Origin of the sequence: Ruegeria marisrubri, assembly GCF_001507595.1 — a bacterium.
GTDB lineage: Bacteria > Pseudomonadota > Alphaproteobacteria > Rhodobacterales > Rhodobacteraceae > Ruegeria > Ruegeria marisrubri.
On sequence record NZ_LQBQ01000038.1, the window covers coordinates 1 to 20868 of the forward strand.

The 20868-nt window shown below is 63.5% G+C and carries 23 protein-coding genes; 14 read left to right on the plus strand and 9 right to left on the minus strand.

Annotation, left to right across the window (positions count from 1 at the left end; translation table 11 throughout):
* Positions 1-447: 447 nt before the first annotated feature.
* Entirely contained in the window at positions 448-1374 is a 927-nt protein-coding gene (locus AVO45_RS17555; RefSeq protein WP_240482168.1) for a LysR family transcriptional regulator, read from the minus strand.
* A 93-nt stretch (positions 1375-1467) separates the two neighbouring features.
* Between AVO45_RS17555 and AVO45_RS17560 the strand changes: the two genes are divergently transcribed.
* On the plus strand, positions 1468-2592 hold the full coding sequence (locus AVO45_RS17560; RefSeq protein ID WP_068349651.1) for an enolase C-terminal domain-like protein: 1125 nt from the start codon (positions 1468-1470) through the stop codon (positions 2590-2592).
* Positions 2593-2603: 11 nt separating this feature from the next.
* Here the strand turns inward: AVO45_RS17560 and AVO45_RS17565 are convergent, their stop codons facing one another.
* Positions 2604-3119 carry a winged helix DNA-binding protein gene (locus AVO45_RS17565; RefSeq protein ID WP_068349653.1) on the minus strand — a complete coding sequence of 172 codons (516 nt, stop codon included), beginning with the start codon at positions 3117-3119 and terminating at the stop codon, positions 2604-2606.
* Between the two features lie 120 nt (positions 3120-3239).
* Here AVO45_RS17565 and AVO45_RS17570 point away from each other — a divergent pair, with 120 nt between their 5' ends.
* The 8 genes from AVO45_RS17570 (at position 3240) to AVO45_RS17605 (ending at position 10957) form a co-directional block, all read left to right on the plus strand.
* Positions 3240-4502, plus strand: coding sequence for an NAD(P)/FAD-dependent oxidoreductase (locus tag AVO45_RS17570; RefSeq protein ID WP_068349655.1), 1263 nt, complete (start codon positions 3240-3242; stop codon positions 4500-4502).
* A gap of 39 nt (positions 4503-4541) precedes the next feature.
* Complete coding sequence (locus AVO45_RS17575; RefSeq protein ID WP_068349657.1) at positions 4542-5516, plus strand: TRAP transporter substrate-binding protein; 975 nt, start codon at positions 4542-4544, stop codon at positions 5514-5516.
* 80 nt (positions 5517-5596) lie between these two features.
* The gene (locus AVO45_RS17580; protein WP_068349659.1) at positions 5597-6127 is read left to right on the plus strand and encodes a TRAP transporter small permease; all 531 of its coding nucleotides are present in this window, start codon (positions 5597-5599) and stop codon (positions 6125-6127) included.
* 6 nt (positions 6128-6133) lie between these two features.
* Positions 6134-7447 carry a TRAP transporter large permease gene (locus AVO45_RS17585; protein WP_068349660.1) on the plus strand — a complete coding sequence of 438 codons (1314 nt, stop codon included), beginning with the start codon at positions 6134-6136 and terminating at the stop codon, positions 7445-7447.
* 81 nt (positions 7448-7528) lie between these two features.
* On the plus strand, positions 7529-8452 hold the full coding sequence (locus AVO45_RS17590; protein ID WP_068349662.1) for a hypothetical protein: 924 nt from the start codon (positions 7529-7531) through the stop codon (positions 8450-8452).
* Complete coding sequence (locus AVO45_RS17595; RefSeq protein WP_068349665.1) at positions 8439-9188, plus strand: 5-oxoprolinase subunit B family protein; 750 nt, start codon at positions 8439-8441, stop codon at positions 9186-9188. The genes AVO45_RS17590 and AVO45_RS17595 overlap by 14 nt, the downstream gene beginning before the upstream one ends.
* Positions 9185-10183 carry a 5-oxoprolinase subunit C family protein gene (locus tag AVO45_RS17600; protein WP_068349667.1) on the plus strand — a complete coding sequence of 333 codons (999 nt, stop codon included), beginning with the start codon at positions 9185-9187 and terminating at the stop codon, positions 10181-10183. Before AVO45_RS17595 ends, AVO45_RS17600 begins: the two co-directional genes overlap by 4 nt.
* Positions 10184-10195: 12 nt before the next feature.
* A complete protein-coding gene (locus tag AVO45_RS17605) occupies positions 10196-10957 on the plus strand; it encodes a LamB/YcsF family protein (protein ID WP_068349669.1) in 762 nt (253 codons plus the stop codon).
* A gap of 71 nt (positions 10958-11028) precedes the next feature.
* On the opposite strand, the gene AVO45_RS17610 is transcribed toward AVO45_RS17605, so the two are convergent.
* Both AVO45_RS17610 and AVO45_RS17615 read right to left on the minus strand, forming a co-directional pair.
* Positions 11029-12444 (minus strand): D-alanyl-D-alanine carboxypeptidase family protein, encoded by a 1416-nt coding sequence (locus AVO45_RS17610; protein WP_068349671.1) that lies wholly within the window; start codon positions 12442-12444, stop codon positions 11029-11031.
* Between the two features lie 278 nt (positions 12445-12722).
* Positions 12723-13430, minus strand: a complete 708-nt coding sequence (locus AVO45_RS17615; RefSeq protein WP_068349672.1) for an HAD family hydrolase — start codon at positions 13428-13430, stop codon at positions 12723-12725.
* 85 nt (positions 13431-13515) lie between these two features.
* Here AVO45_RS17615 and clpS point away from each other — a divergent pair, with 85 nt between their 5' ends.
* The 4 genes from clpS (at position 13516) to hemF (ending at position 16677) form a co-directional block, all read left to right on the plus strand.
* Complete coding sequence (gene clpS / locus AVO45_RS17620; protein ID WP_068349674.1) at positions 13516-13857, plus strand: ATP-dependent Clp protease adapter ClpS; 342 nt, start codon at positions 13516-13518, stop codon at positions 13855-13857.
* Between the two features lie 60 nt (positions 13858-13917).
* Positions 13918-14883, plus strand: a complete 966-nt coding sequence (locus tag AVO45_RS17625) for a class I SAM-dependent methyltransferase (protein ID WP_068349675.1) — start codon at positions 13918-13920, stop codon at positions 14881-14883.
* A 37-nt stretch (positions 14884-14920) separates the two neighbouring features.
* Complete coding sequence (locus AVO45_RS17630; RefSeq protein ID WP_068349677.1) at positions 14921-15721, plus strand: SDR family NAD(P)-dependent oxidoreductase; 801 nt, start codon at positions 14921-14923, stop codon at positions 15719-15721.
* Positions 15722-15783: 62 nt separating this feature from the next.
* On the plus strand, positions 15784-16677 hold the full coding sequence (hemF, locus tag AVO45_RS17635) for an oxygen-dependent coproporphyrinogen oxidase (RefSeq protein WP_068350002.1): 894 nt from the start codon (positions 15784-15786) through the stop codon (positions 16675-16677).
* A 3-nt stretch (positions 16678-16680) separates the two neighbouring features.
* On the opposite strand, the gene AVO45_RS17640 is transcribed toward hemF, so the two are convergent.
* Complete coding sequence (locus tag AVO45_RS17640; RefSeq protein WP_240482169.1) at positions 16681-17004, minus strand: hypothetical protein; 324 nt, start codon at positions 17002-17004, stop codon at positions 16681-16683.
* Positions 17005-17394: 390 nt separating this feature from the next.
* On the opposite strand from AVO45_RS17640, the gene AVO45_RS17645 reads away from it, so the two are divergent.
* Entirely contained in the window at positions 17395-17796 is a 402-nt protein-coding gene (locus AVO45_RS17645) for a hypothetical protein (protein ID WP_068349681.1), read from the plus strand.
* A gap of 16 nt (positions 17797-17812) precedes the next feature.
* Here AVO45_RS17645 and modC read toward each other — a convergent pair whose 3' ends face one another.
* The 4 genes from modC to AVO45_RS17665 form a co-directional block, all read right to left on the minus strand.
* Positions 17813-18916: a molybdenum ABC transporter ATP-binding protein gene (gene modC, locus AVO45_RS17650; protein ID WP_068349683.1), complete on the minus strand. Its 1104-nt coding sequence runs from the start codon at positions 18914-18916 to the stop codon at positions 17813-17815.
* Positions 18913-19605: a molybdate ABC transporter permease subunit gene (gene modB, locus AVO45_RS17655; RefSeq protein ID WP_068349685.1), complete on the minus strand. Its 693-nt coding sequence runs from the start codon at positions 19603-19605 to the stop codon at positions 18913-18915. The genes modC and modB overlap by 4 nt, the downstream gene beginning before the upstream one ends.
* A 5-nt stretch (positions 19606-19610) precedes the next feature.
* Positions 19611-20390 carry a molybdate ABC transporter substrate-binding protein gene (gene modA / locus AVO45_RS17660; RefSeq protein ID WP_068349687.1) on the minus strand — a complete coding sequence of 260 codons (780 nt, stop codon included), beginning with the start codon at positions 20388-20390 and terminating at the stop codon, positions 19611-19613.
* 65 nt (positions 20391-20455) lie between these two features.
* Positions 20456-20827, minus strand: coding sequence for a winged helix-turn-helix domain-containing protein (locus AVO45_RS17665; RefSeq protein ID WP_068349689.1), 372 nt, complete (start codon positions 20825-20827; stop codon positions 20456-20458).
* Positions 20828-20868: the final 41 nt, after the last annotated feature.

Sequence of the window (20868 nt, forward strand, 5' to 3'; positions counted from 1 at the left end):
CCCAAAACCAGACCGATACGCCAACCAAGCAGCGCAACAGCCTCGCCAAATCCCAAGATGCCAACCGTCTCTCCGGTCCGTCCCGCCGTCTCTCCGACGTGTCCGCAGCGCCTCAGCGCCGCCGGTGAGGGGCGTTCTATGCCTAACCACTGACGGCCGCAAGAGGAAATTTCAAAACTTGCCATTTTTTTTGCTCTCCTCAAAATTTGAATTCCAAAACAACCACTTACCACACCTCCAAGGGACGGCGCCGCCCTGCTCCGCAAGACTTGCAGCACGTCGCCCCGCCCCACCCTTCGGTCGCCGCCGAGTCGGGACACCATATATTGTTGATTGCGAAATTCGCCGCACAAGAGCGGCCCGGCGAGTCGGTGAAATGCGACTCGTTCATACCTCCGGACCAGACCGACATGCCCCGACAACAATCACAGCCCCCAGGGCCCGGAATCACCCGATGTGCAACTGAGCGGCCGGCAGCGCCAAGCGTGACATGCTGGTGGAAACCTGATCCAGAAACTGTCGACCAATGGTCGAGATCGGACGCCCCCGCACGGTTATGATGACGATGTCCATGAGAATCCGCGGCTCGAACCGGCGAAGGACGCAGCCCCGCCTGTCATCACTGGAGAGAGTGAACGGATCGACCAAGGCGACACCCAGCCCCTGCTTGACCATGTTCAGGGCATTTCGGAACAGGTCGGTGTGGCAGCGTATGCGCATATTCGCCCTCTCCTGGTGGAATGCCTCGCGGACCCGTCGGTTCACCATGTGGTCCGCCCCCATGACGATGAAAGGAACCTCGTCGAGCAATCTCGGCGTCAGCACTTGGTATCTGGTCAAGGGGCTGTCCTCGGGAACGGCGCAGTGGATCTCGAACGCAAACGGGATCTGATCGAACCCGTCATGGCGCACGGGAGGCTCGCAGATCCCGATCTCGAACAAGCCCGCGATGACCCACTCCTGGATCTTCGATGAATACTGGGATTGAAAGGCAATGCTCAGATTGGGCTTGTCGGTAACGAAACGGGCAATCTCTTCGGGCATGAACCCAAAGGCCATCGCGTGACTGGTGGCGACCTGCAATTGCCCGGCCTTCTGGTTCTGCAGATCCACCACCGCCTGGTTCACATGGTCCAGACCTCGAACGACCGTGTCGATTTCCTCGAACAGAACCTTGGCCTCGGGGGTCGCAAGCAACCGACCCCGGCTGCGCTCGAACAGCTTCAGCTTGGTGTGGCGCTCCAGCTGACCCAGAAGGTTGGAAATGGCGGGCTGCGACACGCCCAGTCGCTCGGCCGCGCGCGTGACCGTTCCGGTTTCAATGATTGCGTGGAATGCCTGATAGTGGCGGAAAAAGGAGTTCATTTCGCCCATATATCACTTTCCCTGATACATCGGGAAAGTTTTTGTATTGGAAATGATGCAAAAGCCCGCGCACACTCGACTGCAAGTTCGTGGGAGGACGGCATGGACTTGCAACAAACCATTACCGGATTTGATGTGTGGCACCTGGCCCTGCCGGTCGTGTCAGCCCGCGACCACGGGATCGGCCGGGTTGAAGGGGTGTGCGAGATCCTGGTCCTGCGGCTTGCGGCCGAGGGCGGGGCGCAGGGCTTTGGCGAGGCCTCTCCGTGGTCGGTATTCACCGGCACGCCCGAGGCCAGCCATGCCGCGCTCGACCGTTATCTGCGCCCTATCGTGCTGGGCCGCCGCGTGGGCGACCGCGCCGCGATCATGACCGAGGCGACGCGCGCGCTGGCGCATTGCACCGAGGCCAAGGCGGCTCTGGAAAGCGCCCTGCTGGATCTTGCCGGGCACATCACCGGTCAGCCGGTCTGGTCCCTGCTGGGTGGAAAGTGCCGCGACAGCATTCCGCTGAGTTGCTCGATCGCCAACCCCGACTTCAACGCCGATATCGAGCTGATGCATCGGCTGCGCGAGGACAAGGTGGGGCTGATCAAGCTCAAGACCGGTTTCAAGGACCATGCTTTCGACATCATGCGGCTGGAGCGTATTGCGCAGGACTTCCCCGAGTTCCGGGTTCGGGTCGACTACAATCAGGGACTCGAGATCGAACAGGCGGTTCAGCAGGTGCTGGATGTGGCCCGGTTCAGACCGGACTTCATCGAACAACCGGTCCGGGCGCATCACTTCGACATGATGGCAAGGCTGCGCGATCTGACCGATGTTCCGCTGCTGGCAGACGAAAGCGTGTTTGGCCCCGAGGACATGGTACGGGCGGCCCGCGAAGGGATTTGCGACGGCGTCTCTGTCAAGATCATGAAGTCGGGCGGCCTGACCCGCGGCCAGACCGTCGCCCGGATCGCCGCGGCCAATGGGCTGACGGCCTATGGCGGCGACATGTTCGAAGCGGGGCTCGCCCATCTCGCAGGCACCCACATGATCGCCGCGACGCCCGAGATCACCTTGGGCTGCGAGTTCTATCAGGCGTCCTATTTCCTGAAGGAAGACATATTGGAAACTCCCTTCCCCGTCCGGGACGGGCAGGTGGTGGTGCCCGACGGGCCCGGCCTCGGCGCACGCCCCGATGTCGACAAGCTGAACCACTATGCGGTCAGGAGGTCCCCTTGAGGCGCTTCGGCTCAATAGGCAGTAGCAGCGCGGGCGGCCTGGTCGTACTGGCCGGACATCAGGCGCAGCAAGCTGGAGACGCGGCCGAGCTGCTCGGGCTCGATGCCGATATCCTGCATCGCCTCCAGCAGCAGCGCCTCGCGGATCTCGCGATACCGGCTGCAGGCCGCGATGCCTTCCTCGGTGGCCTCGACAGTCTTTTCCTTGCCCTGTCGCCCTTCCCTCACAAGCCCCGCCTTGCTCAGCTTCTTGATCGCATAGTTGACCGTGTGCGTGTCCTCGACGTTCAGGACAAGACAGATATCGGCCAGCTTCTTGGGTTTGCCGCGGTGCCGAACCGTGTGCAGCACCAGCACGTCGAGCGAAGACAGCCCGGAATACCCCGCCGCCGCCATCGCGCGCACCGTCCAGCGGGCAAAGGCATGGCCCGCGATGATCAGGCCGAATTCGAATTCCGAGACCTCCGGGAACGTCCCCTCGGCAAGATGCGCCGAGGATACGACCGGGCCAAATGTTGAGTTGGACATGACACCACCCTATACCTCACCGTCAACTTGTCAACATTTTGTTGACGTTTTGTCACTTTGTGGCATTCTTTCCTGCATCGAATCGCTGGAGGGGCCAGAATCCTGCGCCCGGGGGATGCAATGACCGAAACACCCAGGACGATAGCCGTCATCGGCGCCGGGATTGTCGGTGTGTCCACCGCCATCTGGCTGCAGCGCGACGGGCATCGGGTCATCCTGATCGACCGGAAGGGACCGGCGCAGGAGACATCCTTCGGCAACGGAGGCATCCTGGCCTCGTGCTCCATCGTGCCGGTGACGGTTCCCGGGTTGTTTCTCAAGGCCCCCCGGATGCTGTTCGATCCCAACCAGCCACTGTTTCTGAAATGGGGCTACCTGCCGAAACTTGCGCCATGGCTGGCAAAATACCTCAGCAACGCCTCGGCAGAGGGCGCCAGCCGCGCGGCGGCGGCACTGGCCCCGATCGTGGGCGACAGCCTGCAGGATCATCTGGCCCTGGCCCAAGGCACCGGGGCCGAGAAATGGATCGCGCCCTCCGACTACCTGTTCGTCTACAACGACCGCGCGCATTTCCAGGACGACGCCTTTGGCTGGGAGTTACGGCGCAAGCACGGCTTTGCATGGGACGAGCTGGAGGGGCAGGCGTTCCGCGACTATGACCCGATCTTTGCGCCCGACCTGCAATTCGCCGCGCGACTGAAGGACCACGGGCGCATTCTGGACCCGGGCCAGTATGTAAAGGATCTGGTCGGTCATTTTCAGGCCGGGGGCGGACAGCTTGTCCGGGCCGAGGCCGAGGACATCGTGCGGGACAACGGCAGGGCCATCGCCGTGCGCGCTGCCGGGCAGAACATCGCCTGCGATGCAGTGGTGGTGGCAGCTGGTGTATGGTCGGGTCCGTTGATGAAGAAACTGGGCCTGAACGTGCAGCTGGAATCCGAGCGTGGCTACCATATCGAATTCTGGGATGCCTCGGTCATGCCGAAATCGCCCGTGATGGTGGCCGCCCGCAAGATCGTCGCCACGCCGATGGACGGCCGCCTGCGCCTGGCCGGCGTGGTCGAGTTCGGCGGCACCGACGCCGGTGCCTCGGACGCGCCGCTCGATCTCATGCGCAAGAGCGCCGAGGCGGTGTTCCCCGGACTGAAGGCATCGAAGGTCACCCATTGGATGGGGCATCGCCCGGCCCCGGCCGATTCCATTCCGGTGATCGGCGAACTGCCGCATATCAAGGGCGTCTATACCGGCTTCGGCCACCATCACATCGGCCTGACCGGCGGCCCCAAAACCGGCCGCCTTCTGGCCCAGCTCATCTCGGGGAAACAGCCAAATGTTGACCTGAGCGCATATTCACCGGCACGCTACACGAAGGCCGGGCATTGAAGATCAGGCAGACACAAACAACCAACTAGGGAGAAAAACATGAAAAAGCTGACACAACTTCTATCCGCGACCGCGCTGACCGCTGCAGTGGCGGCGCCGGCCATGGCCGAGAAATGGGATATGCCGATGGCCTATGCGGCGACCAACTTCCACTCCGAGGTGGGCGCCAACTTTGCCAAATGCGTGACCGAGGGCACCGGCGGCAATCTCGAGATCGTGACGCACCCCTCGGGCTCGCTGTTCGCCGGCAACGAAATCAAGCGCGCAGTCATGACCGGCCAGGCCAATATCGGCGAACGCCTGCTGTCGGCGCACCAGAACGAGAACCCGATCTACGGCGTGGATTCGATCCCGTTCCTGGTCTCGTCCTTCGACGAACACGAAAAGCTCTGGGACATCGCCCAGCCAGCCGTGAAAAAGGCGCTTGAGGCCGACAATCTGCACTATCTCTACTCGGTGCCGTGGCCGCCGCAGGGCCTCTACTTCAAGAAAGAGGTGAACTCGGTCGAGGACATGAAGGGCATCAAGTTCCGCTCGTATTCGACCGCGACCGCACGGATGGCGGAACTGACAGGCATGCTGCCGGTTCAGGTCGAGGCGGCGGAACTGTCGCAGGCGCTGGCGACCGGGGTGGCCGAAAGCTTCATCTCGTCCGGTGCCACCGGCTATGACCGCAAGGTGTGGGAACACCTGACCCATTTCTACGAGGTCGATGCCTGGCTGCCGCGCAACGCCGTGTTCGTGAACATGGATGCCTGGAACGGCCTAGATGACGCCACCAAGGGCGTGATGACCGATTGCGCCGCCAAGGCGGCCGAAGAGGGTCTGTCTCGTTCCAAGGAATACACGCAGTTCACCCTGAACGGCCTCAAGGAAGGCGGCATGACCGTCACCCGCGCCGGCGACAAGCTGGTCGAGGAACTGAAGGTCATCGGCGAGACCATGACGCAGGAATGGCTTGAAAAGGCCGGCGACGAAGGCCGCGCCATCGTTGAAGCCTACAAGAACCAGTAAACCGGGCGCGGGCCGGGGCAGACTCCCCGGCCCGCCTCTCTGGCAACCCGGCTCTTCCCGAACAAGAACGGAGTCATGACATGGCGGCAGCCCGCGCGCTCCGGCGCCTTCTCGACTTTCTTTACCTGGCCGGAGGCGTGATCGCCTCGGTCTTTCTGATCGCGATCCTGGTCCTGATCGTGCTGCAGATGCTGGCGCGCTGGACCGGCGCGGTTTTCCCCGGGGCCACCGACTATGCCGGATACTGCATGGCGGGAGCGTCGTTCTTCGCCTTCGCTTACGCGCTCAACCACGGGGCGCACATCCGGGTGTCGCTGGTGCTGTCCGCGCTTGGCAGCAAACGCTGGTGGGGCGAGCTGTGGTGCTTTGTCGTCGGCAGCGTCATCACGACCTGGTTCGCCTGGTACGCGGTCAAGGGCACCTATGTCTCGTGGCGCTGGAACGAGTTGAGCCAGGGGCTTGACGCCACCCCGATCTGGATCCCGCAACTGTCCATGTCGGCCGGGGCGATCCTGCTGGCCGTCGCCTTCTGGGATCACCTAGTTCAACTCATCTTTCTCGGCGACCACGGCATCCGCGCCGACCTCGTCGATCAGAGCCACGCGGAGTAAGAAGCCATGGAACAACTCATACCGATCGGCATCTTTCTCTTCGTCCTGTTCCTGCTGCTCGGCTCGGGCGTCTGGGTCGGCCTGGCGCTGATGGGCGTGGCCTATGTGGGGATGGACCTTTTCACGTCGCGCCCGGCCGGTGACGCGATGATCACCAAGGTGTGGACCTCGTCCTCGTCCTGGACGCTGACGGCGCTGCCGCTGTTCATCTGGATGGGCGAAATCCTGTATCGAACGCGATTGTCCGAGGACATGTTCCGTGGGCTGTCACCCTGGATGGCACGGCTGCCGGGCGGATTGGTGCATACCAACATCGTCGGCTGCACGGTCTTTGCGGCGGTTTCGGGTTCGTCGGCGGCCACGCTGACCACGGTGGGCAAGATGTCCATCCCGGAACTGCGCAAGCGGAACTACCCCGAAACCATGGTCATCGGCACGCTGGCCGGGGCGGCGACCCTTGGCCTGATGATCCCGCCCTCGCTGACCCTGATCGTCTATGGCGTGACGATCAATGAATCGATCACCAAGCTGTTCATGGCGGGCGTGTTCCCCGGCCTTGTGCTGGCCTTGATGTTCATGACCTACGTGGCCATCGTCTCGAAGGTGTCCAAGTCGTTCAACCCGACGCCGGAACCCAAGTTGACTCTGGGAGAAAAGCTTAAGAACTCGCGCTTCCTGATCCCGGTGATCTGCCTGATCCTCGTGGTGATCGGCTCGATGTACATGGGTATCGCCACGGCGACCGAAGCAGCAGCCTTTGGCGTGATCGGCGGGCTGGTGCTGGCGGCGTCGCAGGGCTCTTTGTCCTGGGCGACCTTCACCGACAGCCTGATGGGGGCGGTGCGCACCTCGGCGATGATCGCGCTGATCCTTGCCGGCGCCGCGTTCCTGTCGCTGTCGATGGGCTTTACCGGCCTGCCCCGCGGGCTGGCCGACCTGATCGCCAGCCTGGAACTGTCGCGGCTGGAACTGCTGATGGCGCTGCTGGTCTTCTACATCGTGCTGGGCTGCTTTCTCGACGGCATCTCGTCGGTGGTGCTGACCATGGCGGTGGTCGAGCCGATGATCCGGCAGGCCGGCATCGACATCATCTGGTTCGGCATCTTCATCGTGGTGGTGGTCGAGATGGCACAGATCACGCCGCCGATCGGGTTCAACCTGTTCGTGCTGCAGGGCATGACCCATCACGAGATGACCTTCATCGCCCGCGCCGCGATCCCGATGTTCCTGATCATGGTGCTGATGGTCTTCGTGCTGATCGCCTTCCCCGAACTGGCGACATGGCTGCCCGAGAACATCCGGCAAAGGCCCGGCGGGTAAGACCCGCTCCTTGCCCCCGTGCTGGCCCCCGCCGGGCCAGCACATTTTCTCAGCGATCGACGTTTTGGCTGAAACAGGCCCATGATCCTCTCTGTCCTCACATTCATCGCCCGTCACGGCAAGTTCGGACTGATTGCCGGCCTGATCGCCGGGATCGCCCTGCCCGGCCTCGCCGGTGCGCTGAGGCACTGGATCCCCGAGATGGTCGCGCTGCTGCTGTTCCTGACCGCTTTCCGCATCGGCCCGCGCGATACGATGGAAAGCCTCGGCGCCCTGACCCGCACCGCGGGTACCGCGCTGGTCCTGCAGCTTGCCCTGCCCCTGGCCTTTCTCGGTGGGCTTGCGTTGCTTGGATTGCCTCTCTCGCCTCTGGCGCTGGCGGTGACCCTTGTGCTCGCGGCCCCATCGGTCACCGGCGCGGCCAATTTCGCCATACTGCTGGGGCATGATCCGGCCCCGGCCCTGCGGCTGTTGATCATCGGAACGGCCGCCTTGCCGCTGACCGCGATCCCGGTATTCGCCATGCTGCCGCAATTCGGCGAACTGGCCTCGGTCCTGCATGCAGCCCTGCGCCTGCTGGTCGTCATCCTTGCAGCCGCCGGTTTCGGCTTTGCCCTGCGCCACTGGGGATTCCCGCGTCTCACCGACCGGGGCCGCCGCGCCACCGACGGGATGACGGTGATTGCGCTGGCTGTCATCGTCGTCGGGCTGATGTCAGCCATCCGCCCGGCTTTCGAGCGCGACCCGGCCGAGCTTGGCTTCTGGCTTGCCGCGGCATTCATCGTGAATTTCGGGATGCAGCTTCTGGCCTTTGCCGTTCTGCGCGCACGGGCAAGGCCCGACGCCGTGCCCACGGCCATCATAGCCGGCAACCGCAACTTCGCCCTGTTTTTCGTGGCCCTGCCGCCCGAGGCCACCGACCCCCTGTTGATCTTCCTTGGATGCTACCAGTTCCCGATGTATCTGACCCCGACCCTGCTGCGGAGGCTCTATGACCCACGCTGACTCCTTTCCGATGGTGCGCAATGTCGGCCTGGATGGAATGCTCGTCACCTTTGCCGACAAGATGACCGAAGCCTCCAACCGCGCGGCGCTGGCCTTTCGCGGCGCGCTGGAAAACGCCGGGTGGGAGGGTGTTCTGGAAACCTCTACCTCGCTGGCGTCTGCCTATGTGCGCTTTGACTTTGCCCAATTGCCTCATGCCGAGATCGAGGCGCGCTTGCGTGACCTTCTCTCATCGCGCGACTGGTATGCCGCGCCCCTGCCCGCGGGCCGCAAGCTCTGGCGGGTGCCAACCGTCTATGGCACTGACCTGGCCCCGCAACTGGACGAGGCCGCGGCGGCCGCTGGGCTTTCCACCGAAGAAGCCGTCCGCCGTCTCAGCCAGAGCCGCGTGCGGGTGCTGACCATCGGTTTCGCGCCGGGCCAGCCCTATCTCGGCCCGCTGGGGCCCGAGTTCAACATTCCCCGGCTGCAGCAACTCAACCCGATGGTGCCAGAAGGCGCGCTGGTTCTGGCGATATCCCAGTTCGTCCTGTTCTCGGGGCCGACACAGACCGGCTGGCGCCACATCGGCCAGACCGCCTTTCGCTGCTTCCGCCCGGAAATGGCGCAGAGCTTTGCGCTCAACCCCGGCGACGAGATGTTGTTCGAGCCCGTTTCGCGGGACGCGTTCGAGCAGATCCGCGCGGACAACGCCGATGGCACCGGCGGCGCGACATGCGAGGAGATCGCGGCATGAGCCTGATCGTAAATCGCATCGGACCGGCCTGCACGATCCAGGATCTGGGGCGCGGGGCATATCTGGATCAGGGCCTGTCGCGCTCTGGCGCCGCCGATCTTCTGGCGCTGCACGAGGGCGCCGCGCTGCTGCGGCAAAGCCCGATGTTGGCCGCGCTGGAAATGGCAGGCATGGGTGGTGAGTTCGAAGCCACCGAGGACACAAGAATTGCGCTGACCGGCGCGCCGATGCAGGCCAGCATCGACGGCAGCCCGGTTGTCTGGAATGCGTCGCACCTGCTGGCGAAGGGGCAACGCCTGACCATCGGTGCCGTTCTGAAGGGGGCTTATGGTTATCTCCATCTGGGCGGCGGAATCGCGACCGAGCCGTTTCTCGGCTCGCGCTCCGCGCATCTTACTGCAAAGGTGGGACGGGCTGTCGCGGCAGGCGACGTCCTGCCAAGCGGACCGGACAAAGGCGACGCGGGCCGCAAACTCACCCCGGCCGAGCGGTTCTCGGGCGGCCTGTTGAGGGTCGTTTCCAGTTTTCAGACCGCACTTTTCGATCCGGAAACGTTGAAGAGGTTCACCCAGACCGAGTTCCGGCGTGGCCCGCGCGCCAACCGGATGGGCGTGCAACTGGAAAGCCCCGGCGAGGGGTTCGCGGCCCAAGGGCAGCTCGATATCCTGTCCGAGATCATCACGCCCGGTGATATCCAGATGACCGGCACCGGAAATCCTTTCATCCTTCTGCCCGAATGCCAGACCACCGGCGGCTATCCCCGCATTGCGACGGTCCTGCCCTGCGACCTGCCGCGCGCAGCCCAGGCCCCGGCCGGCGGAACGATCCGGTTCCAGTTCGTCACACTGGACGAGGCGGTCGCCCTGCACGAGGCGTTCGTCAAAGACCTGGCCCGCCTACCCCGGCGGGTCGAGCCTTTGGTGCGCGATCCGCATGACATTCCCGACCTGCTGTCCTACCAATTGATCAGCGGAGTGATTTCCGCCCGAGACTGAGGAGTTGCACCGATGAACCGCGTCGATCTGAACGCCGACATGGGCGAAAGCCATGGCCCCTGGAAGATGGGTGACGACGAAGCCCTGCTGAACATCATCACCTCGGCCAACATCGCCTGCGGCTTTCACGCGGGCGACCCGGACGTGATGGCCAAGACGATGGCGCTGGCCGCCGAAAACGGCGTTGGCATCGGGGCACACCCGGGCTTTCCCGATCTGCAGGGGTTCGGCCGACGCAACATGAAGGTGCCGCATGACTCGCTGCGCAACCTGGTGCGTTATCAGCTGGGTGCGGCGCGCGGAATGGCGGCGGCCGTGGGCGCGCAGGTGCGGCATCTCAAGCTGCACGGGGCGCTGGCCAACATGTGCTCGGCCGATATCGACATGGCCCGCGCCTGCTATCAGGGCGCGCTGGACGTCGACCCCGACATCATCATCATGGTGCTGGCCGTGACCAAGCAGGAAGAGGCGGTGCGAGAACTGGGTTGCAAATGGGTGGGCGAGATCTTCGCCGACCGCGCCTACAACGATGACGGCACGCTGGTCGATCGCGCCCTGCCCGGCGCCGTGATCCACGATCCGGATATTGCCGGCCCACGCATCCTGAACATGGTGCGCGAAGGCGCGATCATCACCGAAAGCGGCAAGCGACTGGAGACCTCCATTGACACGATCTGCTTGCACGGCGACGGCCCGACCGCGGTTCAGATCGCGAAATCCGTGCGCTCATGCCTGATCGAAGGCGGTATCGAAGTCAAAAAGTTCCAACGCTGAACCACGCCCATCAACAAGAAAAACCGCGCCGAGATGGCGCGGTGAGTTTTCCGTGAGTGAATGCCGGGCCTTCAGGAGGGTCCGATCGTGATACAGGACATGTTGCGCGCCGCCAGGCGGCGGCAGGCCAGATCGGCCTGTTCGCGGGTCATGCCCTGAAAGGTGGCGTCGAAGCCACGTGAACTCTGATTGACCTTGCGCAGGGTGCCGTCCAGCGTGGTCATTTCCGCAAGCGCCGTTCTCAGCAAGACCTTCTCGGCCTCGTAGCGAGTCGTGTACCGCCCGACATTGATGCCCCACAGATGCCCGCCTGACGTGGACAGCCGGGTCACGACTTCCTGCTCGGGTTCGGGCGCAGGCTCTGGCTGGGCGGACGCATCGACCGACGCCAGCACCAGATTTTCCGGCCGCAAGGCGGGGCGGATATCGGGGGTCGTGACGCTGGGCGCGGACGACGTCACCGCGGCCACGACGATGGCCTCTTCGATAGCCGCCTGGATGCCGGAGCTGTCTGCTTCGGCGGCTTCGGCCGCGGCGCTTGCCACCTGCACCGTTGCCGCAGCACCCGGCCGCAGCACGGGGCGCAGGCTTTGTCTTGGCGCGCCCGCCACCCGAACGGTCGTGCCGACCGGGGCATCGATGCCGGTATTGCCCGCATAGACGGGCCGGCTGGGTTTCCGGATCGGTGCGCGGGACGGAGCCCTGCGGAATCCCATATCCAAAAGTTCCGCGACCCTGGCATTGCGCGAGGCGCTGGACTTGCCGCCGAACACGGTTGCGATGATCCGCTTGTCGCCGCGCTTGGCCGAGGCGACAAGATTGAACCCCGCAGCGCGTGTGTATCCGGTCTTGATGCCATCGGCCCCCCTGTAGGCCGCCAGCAAACGACGGTTCGTGTTGGGTACCGTCTTGATCCCAGCATAGGTCGATTTGCGCGAGAACAGGTTGTAATATTGCGGATAGTCGTAAAGCAGGTGCCGACCCAGGGTCGTCATGTCCCGGGCGGTCGAAAGGTGGCCTTCCTCGGTCAGCCCGTGGGCATTCTTGAAAGTGGTGCGGGTCATTCCCATGGCGCGCGCCGTGCGCGTCATGCGCCGGGCGAATGCGGCTTCGGACCCACTGATCGCGATGCCGATGGCGGTGGCGGCATCATTGGCTGACTTCACCGCCGCCGCGCGGATCAGGTAACGGAAGGCGATGGTCTGCCCGGCCCTGAGTCCCAGCTTCGAGGGGGGCTCGGACGCTGCCTTTTTCGTGATGCGCACCGGCGTATCCAGCGTGATCTCACCGTTCCGAACAGCCTCGAACGCGATGTAGAGCGTCATCATCTTGGTCAGCGATGCCGGGTGCAGCCGGGTGTCGGCGTTCCTGGAATGCAGAACTTCGCCCGTGCGTGCGTCGATCACCATCGCCGCATAGGGCGCGGCTGCCGCGCTCAACGGCATTACGACGAAAAGCCACAACAATGAGATAACGATCAGGCCCATACGGGCCGGAACTGTCTGCCGAACCTGCACGATCTTTGCCTCTGTCTGCCTCGTGCCGCCGGGTTTTCCCGGTCGGCAATTCAAATTATTTCAGTCGAGGCTAGCACAGGATGGCCGCAAAAGAAACCGGAAGCTGCCCTGTACGGCGGTCAATCCTGCAATCAACCTGCACAATATCTGGCTTCCGGTAACAGATGGCCTACCAGTCCCGGTGTGACGAACGACAATCCCTGCCGCGCCGGGTCGCTTTTTCCCGAGGTGACGCGCATCTGCAACATTCAGGTTTCGGAAATGCGCCGTACCAGTCCCTCAAGGCCACCCAGATCCGGCAGTTCATGATAGCGCCGCCTGTCCTTTGGCGGCTCGGCATGCTCGACCTCCCAGACCAGGCCATGCGGGACATACACCCCCCAGCATCCGGCCCGGATGGGAGCCACGACATCGGACCGCATCGAGTTGCCCACCATCATCGCCCGCTCGGGGCCGTCGCCATGGCGTCCGAAAATGGTGGCGTAGACCTCTGGCGTCTTTTCGGAAACGATCTCGACGGCATCGAACAATTCCCCCAACCCCGACTGCGCCAACTTGCGCTCCTGGTCGATCAGATCTCCCTTTGTGATGAGAACGATTCTGTGCGTTTCGGCCATCGCCTCCACTGCCTCGCGGGCATGGGGCAGCAGTTCGATCGGATGCGCCAGCATTTCCTGCCCCGCCTCGATCAGTTGACGGATCACCGAGGCCGGAACCCGATCCTGCGTCACTTCGATCGCGGTTTCGATCATGGACAGGGTAAACCCCTTGATCCCGTACCCATAGTGCCGGATGTTGCGTTTTTCGGCCTCCAGCAGGCGCTCCATCAGATGGTCCCTGTCCGCGTGGTCCACCAGCAACTCGGCAAAATACGCCTGGGTCATCTGGAAGAAACGCTCGTTGTGCCACAGCGTGTCATCGGCATCGAACCCAATGGTCGTGAGCTTTTGTCCCATCTCGATTGCTTACTCTTTTCTCCGGGTGCGCTAAGGTTATATAAGCCACCTAAGAAACCGAACCCTGAAACGGACTTCGCGAAAAATGCTGTCAGAACCCCTGATGATGTCGGACAAGTCGGACGAGGATGGCAACACCTCGGTCCTTGTGCAGACACGTCCAAAGACGAAGCGCCCGCCGCTTTACAAGGTTCTGCTGCTGAACGACGACTACACCCCGATGGAATTCGTGGTGCATGTTCTGGAACGGTTTTTCGCCATGAGCCATGCACAGGCCTTCGAAATCATGCTGACCGTTCACAAGAAGGGCGTGGCCGTCGTAGGCGTGTTCAGCCACGAGATCGCCGAGACCAAGGTGGGACAGGTGATGGACTTCGCCCGCCGCCACCAGCACCCCCTGCAATGCACCATGGAACGGGAAGACTGAGGTGCTCTTTGCCGGCTTGGCAGCCGGGCATCTTCCCACGCAGCCTGACAGGAACATCCGATGTCCCCTCGCCTGAGTCTCGCACTTGAAAGCGGTCTCGATCCATCCGAGCCTCTGTCCGTCCTGCTGCCTACCCCCGAACACGCCCTGTCGGCATTGCCGCGCACGGCCGAAGTGGTGCAGCCCTTCAAACCTTTTCACGACCACTTCGCGGCGCAGGGGTTCATCGTGACCCCGGAATCGGACAAGCCATGTCAGGACGTGATACTGTTCATGCCGCGTGCCAAGGCGCTTGCCCGCGCGCTGGTGCATCAGGCCTGCAGCCGGGCCAGCGGCACCATCGTCGTGGATGGAGCCAAGTCCGACGGGGTGGACAGTCTGCTGAAGGACATCCGCAAGCGCGTCAACGTCGAAGGCCCTTTTGCCAAGGCGCACGGCAAGATCTTCTGGTTCAAGGCCGATCCGACAGCCTTCGAAGACTGGGACGCGCCGGAGGTGCAGCAGGTCGACGGGTTCCGGACCGCGCCCGGCGTGTTTTCCGCCGATGAAATCGATCCGGCATCCCGGCTTTTGCTGTCCTCCCTGCCCGCCAAACTGGGCCGCAGGGTCGCGGATCTCGGCGCGGGATGGGGCTTTCTGTCCGCCCGGTTGCTGGAGAACGAACGGATCGAAACCCTGCATCTGGTCGAGGCCGACCATGTTGCCCTGACCTGCGCCCGCGAGAATGTGCAGGATCCCCGGGCACAGTTCCACTGGACCGACGCCGTAACGTGGACGGCGCCGGAACCGGTGGACGCCGTGGTGATGAACCCGCCGTTCCATACATCGCGCAAGGCCGATCCCGGTCTGGGGCGCGGATTCATCGCGGCCGCTGCCCGCAACCTGACAAAGTCGGGCCATCTCTGGATGGTTGCCAATCGGCACCTGCCTTACGAGACCGCGCTCAGCGAGGCTTTCGCCCAGGTCGAAGAGATTGCGGGAGACAACCGGTTCAAGGTGCTACACGCCTCTCGCCCCCGGCGGTGATCCCGGGTAACCTGCGCCGCAAATCAGGAGGAAACACATGTCCTTTTCCATCGCAGGCAAAACCGCGATCGTAACCGGAGGCGCCAACGGCATCGGGCTGGCCATCGGCCGCCACTTTGCCGATGCCGGGGCGAATGTCGTGTTCGCGGACATGGACGAAAAGCGTCTGGTCGAAGAACTGGGAGAGCAGGCAGAAGAAGGAAACATTCGCTATTTTGCGGGCGATCTGCGCGAGAAACTGACCATCGCCAATCTGCTGTCCGCCACTCTCGACGCGTTCGATCAGGTGGACATCCTGGTGAATGGCGCAAGGCAGGTGATCCGCTCCGACCCGTTGGATCTGGAGGACGACTCGGTGCGCACCTTGCTCAACCAGAACCTGATGCCGGCCCTGAGGCTGAGCCAGCTGATCGCAAAACGCATGATCAAGCAAGCCGGAGACAACGACGAAGCGCCAGCCGGGTCGATCATCAACCTCTCGTCTATCGCGGCGCGCAGAACCCATCCCGAATTGATGGCCTATTCCGTGTCCACCGCCGCTCTTGACCAGTTGACACGATCGCTTGCCGTCTCGCTTGCACCAAAACGCATTCGCGTCAACGCGATCGCCCTTGGATCGGTGATGAGCGCTTCGCTTCAGTCAGCTCTCAGGGACAACCGTAAATTCAGGGAAGACATCGAGAACCACACGCCCCTGTCGCGCATCGCGGCCCCGACGGAACTTGCCGAAACAGCGCAGTTTCTCGCGTCTGAAGCCTCCGGTTTCATGACCGGGCAGATTCTGACCATCGACGGCGGCCGCACCCTGCTCGACCCCGTGGCCGCCCCCGCACATTGATCGCCAGCCGGCACAGCAGCGAACGCCGGTCGCAAAACCCGACGCCCCATAGGACCTGAATGATGACCGACCCTCTCAGCACCGAAAAATCCACCGCCGCCGCATGGTTCCGCCAGCTTCGCGACGAGATCGTGGCGGCTTTCGAGGCGCTGGAGGACAGCCACGACAGCGGCCCGTTTTCCGACGGCGAACCGGGGCGCTTCGAAGTGACCCCGACCAAGCGCCGGGCCGAAGATGGCTCGGACGCCGGCGGCGGCCTCATGTCGGTGATGCGCGGCGGCCGGGTGTTTGAAAAGGTCGGCGTCAATGTCTCGACCGTCTATGGCACGCTGGGCGAGCGCGCGCAGAACGCCATGGCTGCGCGCAAGGGCATCCCGGGCATGAAGGACGACCCGCGTTTCTGGGCCTCGGGCATCAGCCTTGTCGCTCACATGCGAAACCCGCACGTGCCCGCGGTGCACATGAACACCCGGATGTTCTGGACGCCTCACGCCTGGTGGTTCGGTGGCGGATCGGACCTGAACCCCTGCATCGAATATGACGAGGACACGGCCCATTTCCACGCAACTCAAAAGGCGTATCTCGACCCACACGGGCCGGGGCATTACCCGCGTCTCAAGGAATGGGCCGACGAGTATTTCTACATCCCCCACCGCAAGCGTGCGCGCGGCGTGGGCGGCATCTTCATGGATGACTACTTCACCGATGACTGGCAGGCCGATTTCGCCCTGACGCAGGACATAGGCCGCGCCTTCCTGCCCGCATTCCTGCCGTTGGTGGAAAAGCGCCGGGTGCAGCCCTTTACCGATCAGGACAAGGACACGCAGCTGATCCACCGGGGGCTGTATGCGGAATACAACCTGGTCTATGACCGGGGCACCAAGTTCGGCCTGGAAACCGGCCACGATCCCGATGCGGTGCTGATGAGCCTGCCGCCGCTGGCCAAATGGGTGTGACCGCTATTTCAGCCAGATCTCGTCGGCGGTGTTGTCATAGCAATAGTTCTGCGCCATCGAAGCGGGCATGTTGTCACCCACGCGCTTGACTGAAACGGAATAGCCCGGAGACGTGTCGGCACCTGCCGGTGGTTGCAGCGAGAACTGGACCCCTTTCTTGCCCGGCTCGGCAACGGACGGCCCGACCGCCTGCCAGAGATAGACTCTCTGCGTGGCCGGTGTTCTGAGCACGCGGATCGCGTAGTCGCCCGCGCCGCACCAGTAATCCTTGGGGGCCGAACCGAAATGGTTCACCACTTCGAATACTCCGTTTTGAAGGGCATACACGTTGGCCCGGTTCCACGCCCTGAAAGCGGTCGCTACCCCTGGAACAAGAACAAGTGCTGACAAAATAGCCGCTTTCGCGAGGCGGTTCATATCAATCTCCTGCAACAACTGATCCGACTTTGAACAAAGAATAGCCCTGTTGCAAACGCAGACCACAAGAGTTCACTTTCATTTTCATGTGACCATTTCATGCCACACCCGGCTGAAAACAAAAAAACTTTCCTATTGAGCCTTCATTCCCGTTATTATGGTGATGTGTTGGTCGAATGAGCAGGTTCCATTATTGCAAACATTTCCCAAAGGTTGGTTTGATCTCTCGCCTGAGAAATACACGGATTTCGGGGCCTTGTTCTATCTTGCGGCCCTGACACCGATGCACCGGGCGCGAAATTGGGCTCGAACATTGACCCCGCCGACCAGATCATCGTCACCATCTCGGGCGATACCACCAGGTTCGTGACCGGCAACCCGCCCAATGACGCCACCGGGGATCTCGATGCAACGGTCGGTCTGCCCGGCTTCAACTGGACTCCGGGGCTTCAGTTGTGGGAGATCTCGACTGGCCCGACCCTGGGCACCGCTTCGATCAATCTTCTGACTGGAACCTGGACCTACACGGTCGATCCCGCCGAGAGCCTGTTTCTGGGCGAAGAGGCGCTGCACATCATGTCCTCGGAGGGCCTTCGGGAACTTGCCGAGATATTTTCCGTGCGCAACGACCTCGATGGCGAGGGATTTGGCACGGCGGCGCGAACGATTTTGAAAGCCTACGAGGCGACCATTCTGGCCTGACGGTGAGGCAGCACGCCTATTTCGATCCCTCGATCACATGGCCGCCGATATCTTCCGGCGCGATGGCCACCGTCTTGACGACCGCATAGCACTCCATGCCCTCCCGCAGGCCCAGCGCCTCGGCCGAACGTCGGGTGATGCGGGCCAGAACCATCCCCGCTCGGGTCTGCACCGAAACGATCGCACCCGGCCCCTCGCCTGACCGGATCGCCAGCACCGTTCCCTTCAGGACGTTCAGCGCGGACAGCCCTTGGGGCTCACGGTCGGCCAGCATGACCTCCTGGGCCGCGATACGGACGCGGACGCTTTCCCCCTCGCGGTGAGGTATGCGCGGCAGGAACAGGCGGTCGCCACCGGCCTCAAGCTCGGTCAGGCCGTCCGGATGGTGGGTATGCACCCGCGCCTGCAACACCGCGCCCACGGCCCGCACACCGGCCGGAGCGACCGAGGGGTCCGACAGCACCTCGGCCGCAGGGCCGTGCCTTTCGACCTGGCCGCTCTGCAAGGCCACGACCGAGGTCGCCAGACGCGCCACTTCGGCCGCGGAATGGGTGACATAGAGGATCGGTACCGACACCTCGTCGCGCAGGCGTTCGAAATAGGGCAGGATTTCCGCCTTGCGCGCATCGTCCAGCGCCGCCAGCGGCTCGTCCGCCAGGATCAGACGCGGGCTGGCCAGAAGGGCGCGCCCGATGGCGACGCGTTGTTTCTCGCCGCCGGACAACAAAGCCGGCCGGCGGTCGAGCAGATGCCCGATGCCCAGCATCTCGATCACCTTGCCCCGGTTCTCTCTCCGGGCGCCCCTCGGCGCGAACCAACTGCCGTAAGAGAGGTTCTGGCTCACCGTCAGATGCGGGAACAGACGCCCTTCCTGAAAGATATAGCCCAGCCTCCGGCGGTATGGCGGCAGCCAGTGGCCTTTTTCTGTGTCGAACAGGACCCAATCATCGACGGCCACGCGCCCGGCATCGGGCTTCAACAACCCGGCCACGGCGTTGACGATCGTCGTCTTGCCCGACCCTGACCGCCCGAACAGCACCGTAACCCCCGGCGGGGCGTCAAAGGCCACCTTGATGTCCATTCCCGGCAGCCGGTGAGAGACGCGTACCGACAGGGTCATGTGCCCGCCACCCGCGCCGCCGCACGGCGCCCGACGAATTCCGACAGCAACAGGGCACCCATCGCCACCCCGATGGATACGATCACGAGGCGCATTGCGGCAGGTTCTCCTCCGGGCACCTGCAGGAACGAGTGCACCGCCAGCGGCAGCGTCTGCGTCTGCCCCGGTATGTTGGAGACGAAGGTGATGGTCGCGCCGAACTCTCCCATCGCCTTGGCGAAGGCGAGGACGGCCCCCGCAACAAGACCGGGCAGGATCATCGGCAGCGTCACGGTCAGAAACACCATCACCCGGGGCGCCCCCAGCGACGCGCCCGCCTGTTCCAGCCTGGGGTCCACGGCCTCGATCGACAGGCGGATGGCGCGGACCATCAGAGGAAAGGCCATGACCCCGGCAGCCAGCGCGGCGCCGGTCCAGCGGAAGGCAACCACGATGCCCGCCTTGGCCAACAGCCCGCCCAGCGGCCCCTGTGTGCCGAACCCCAGCAGCAGCAGGTAGCCCGTCACGACGGGTGGAAGGATCAGGGGCAGGTGCACCAGCCCGTTCACGACAGACCGCCCCGGGAATTGCCAACGTGCCAGCGCATAGGCGACGAAGACGGCAAAAGGCATGGACACCAGCGTCGCCCAGAATGCCACCCGCAACGACAGCATGAGCGCGCTCCATTCCTCGGGTCCCAGCCAACCCATCACGCTCATTCTCCGGGCAGGGTGAACCCCTGCTCGACAAAGATCCGTCGGGCGGCGTCACCTTGCAGGAAGGACAGGAAATCCAGAGCCGCGTCGTCAGCGGTCACGGTTGCGGCGGCCGGATAGACGATGGGGGCATGCGAGTCGCCAGGAAAGCGCGCGATGACCTGCACCCGGTCGTCGGCCATCGCGTCCGATGCATAGACGATGCCCAAAGGCGCCGCGCCACTTGAGACCAACGCCAGAGCCGCGCGCACATTGACAGCCTGCGCAACGCTGCCAGCAACCTGTTCCCAAAGCCCAAATTTCCGCAATGCCGCCTTCCCGTAGATGCCAGCGGGAACGGCATCCACAAGCGCCATCGCCAGAGCCCCCCCCTCCAGTCGTTCTGCCAGATCGAAGCCCGGCGAGATGACAACGGGCGCACCGCCTCCTGAGCGACCGATCAGAACAAGGGAGTTTCCCAGCAAATCAACGCGGGTCTCGGCAGCGACGAGGCCCGCCGCTTCCAGAACGTCCATCCATTCCTGGTTGGCCGACAAAAACAGATCAGCCGGCGCCCCGGCCTGTATCTGCCGGGCCAAAACCGACGAACCCGCGTAAGACGCCGTGACTTCATGCCCGGTATCCGCCTCGAATTCCTCGGCGGCCAGCTCCAGAGCCGTTTCCAGGCTGGCGGCCGCGAAAACAAGCACCTCCTCGGCCACCGCGCGCGCCGGAGCAGTCAGAGCAGCAAGGGCAACAAGCGCGGCAACAATTGAGCGGCAGGCGCGGCACGGCGACATGGCACATCCACAATGGTCGTTATGTTTCCTCGGGAATATCGGACCCTTGCGCGGGCTGGCAAGGGCTATTTTGCATTTCCCCGCCTGCGCAGCATTCCCTGCAGCCGTGCAATCTGGCCGCCTGCGGCCGAACGCGCCTCGGTTTCGAAGCTGCGATACGCTGCCAGCACCTGCTGGCCCGTTTCGGTCAACGTCGCCCCGCCCCCGCTGGCTCCGCCACGGGTGCTCAGCACTACCGGTTCTCTGAACATGTCATTCATCGTCTCGACGAGTTGCCACGCACGCTTGTAGCTCATGCCCATTTCACGGCCAGCCGCTGCGATGGAGCCGGTGCGCGAGATATTCTCCAGCAACTCGGCCTTGCCCGGTCCTATCATTTCGCCGGGGCCAAACACGACACGCAGCCGGAATTTCGGGGTGGAGTATCTTTCGCTCATGGTACGATACTGCGCAGCCCGCAAGCGGGGTTCAACAGCCT

What these genes read in the sequence shown, in the direction of transcription:
- AVO45_RS17600 (WP_068349667.1), top strand. Translation starts at nt 9,185, where the DNA reads ATGAGCCTGATCGTAAATCGCATCGGACCGGCCTGCACGATCCAGGAT.
- AVO45_RS17560 (WP_068349651.1), top strand. Translation starts at nt 1,468, where the DNA reads ATGGACTTGCAACAAACCATTACCGGATTTGATGTGTGGCACCTGGCC.
- AVO45_RS17565 (WP_068349653.1), bottom strand. Translation starts at nt 3,119, where the DNA reads ATGTCCAACTCAACATTTGGCCCGGTCGTATCCTCGGCGCATCTTGCC.
- AVO45_RS17595 (WP_068349665.1), top strand. Translation starts at nt 8,439, where the DNA reads ATGACCCACGCTGACTCCTTTCCGATGGTGCGCAATGTCGGCCTGGAT.
- AVO45_RS17630 (WP_068349677.1), top strand. Translation starts at nt 14,921, where the DNA reads ATGTCCTTTTCCATCGCAGGCAAAACCGCGATCGTAACCGGAGGCGCC.
- AVO45_RS17610 (WP_068349671.1), bottom strand. Translation starts at nt 12,444, where the DNA reads ATGGGCCTGATCGTTATCTCATTGTTGTGGCTTTTCGTCGTAATGCCG.
- AVO45_RS17615 (WP_068349672.1), bottom strand. Translation starts at nt 13,430, where the DNA reads ATGGGACAAAAGCTCACGACCATTGGGTTCGATGCCGATGACACGCTG.
- modB (WP_068349685.1), bottom strand. Translation starts at nt 19,605, where the DNA reads ATGGGTTGGCTGGGACCCGAGGAATGGAGCGCGCTCATGCTGTCGTTG.
- AVO45_RS17555 (WP_240482168.1), bottom strand. Translation starts at nt 1,374, where the DNA reads ATGGGCGAAATGAACTCCTTTTTCCGCCACTATCAGGCATTCCACGCA.
- AVO45_RS17605 (WP_068349669.1), top strand. Translation starts at nt 10,196, where the DNA reads ATGAACCGCGTCGATCTGAACGCCGACATGGGCGAAAGCCATGGCCCC.
- modC (WP_068349683.1), bottom strand. Translation starts at nt 18,916, where the DNA reads ATGACCCTGTCGGTACGCGTCTCTCACCGGCTGCCGGGAATGGACATC.
- hemF (WP_068350002.1), top strand. Translation starts at nt 15,784, where the DNA reads ATGACCGACCCTCTCAGCACCGAAAAATCCACCGCCGCCGCATGGTTC.
- AVO45_RS17580 (WP_068349659.1), top strand. Translation starts at nt 5,597, where the DNA reads ATGGCGGCAGCCCGCGCGCTCCGGCGCCTTCTCGACTTTCTTTACCTG.
- modA (WP_068349687.1), bottom strand. Translation starts at nt 20,390, where the DNA reads ATGTCGCCGTGCCGCGCCTGCCGCTCAATTGTTGCCGCGCTTGTTGCC.
- AVO45_RS17625 (WP_068349675.1), top strand. Translation starts at nt 13,918, where the DNA reads ATGTCCCCTCGCCTGAGTCTCGCACTTGAAAGCGGTCTCGATCCATCC.
- AVO45_RS17575 (WP_068349657.1), top strand. Translation starts at nt 4,542, where the DNA reads ATGAAAAAGCTGACACAACTTCTATCCGCGACCGCGCTGACCGCTGCA.
- clpS (WP_068349674.1), top strand. Translation starts at nt 13,516, where the DNA reads ATGCTGTCAGAACCCCTGATGATGTCGGACAAGTCGGACGAGGATGGC.
- AVO45_RS17665 (WP_068349689.1), bottom strand. Translation starts at nt 20,827, where the DNA reads ATGAGCGAAAGATACTCCACCCCGAAATTCCGGCTGCGTGTCGTGTTT.
- AVO45_RS17585 (WP_068349660.1), top strand. Translation starts at nt 6,134, where the DNA reads ATGGAACAACTCATACCGATCGGCATCTTTCTCTTCGTCCTGTTCCTG.
- AVO45_RS17570 (WP_068349655.1), top strand. Translation starts at nt 3,240, where the DNA reads ATGACCGAAACACCCAGGACGATAGCCGTCATCGGCGCCGGGATTGTC.
- AVO45_RS17590 (WP_068349662.1), top strand. Translation starts at nt 7,529, where the DNA reads ATGATCCTCTCTGTCCTCACATTCATCGCCCGTCACGGCAAGTTCGGA.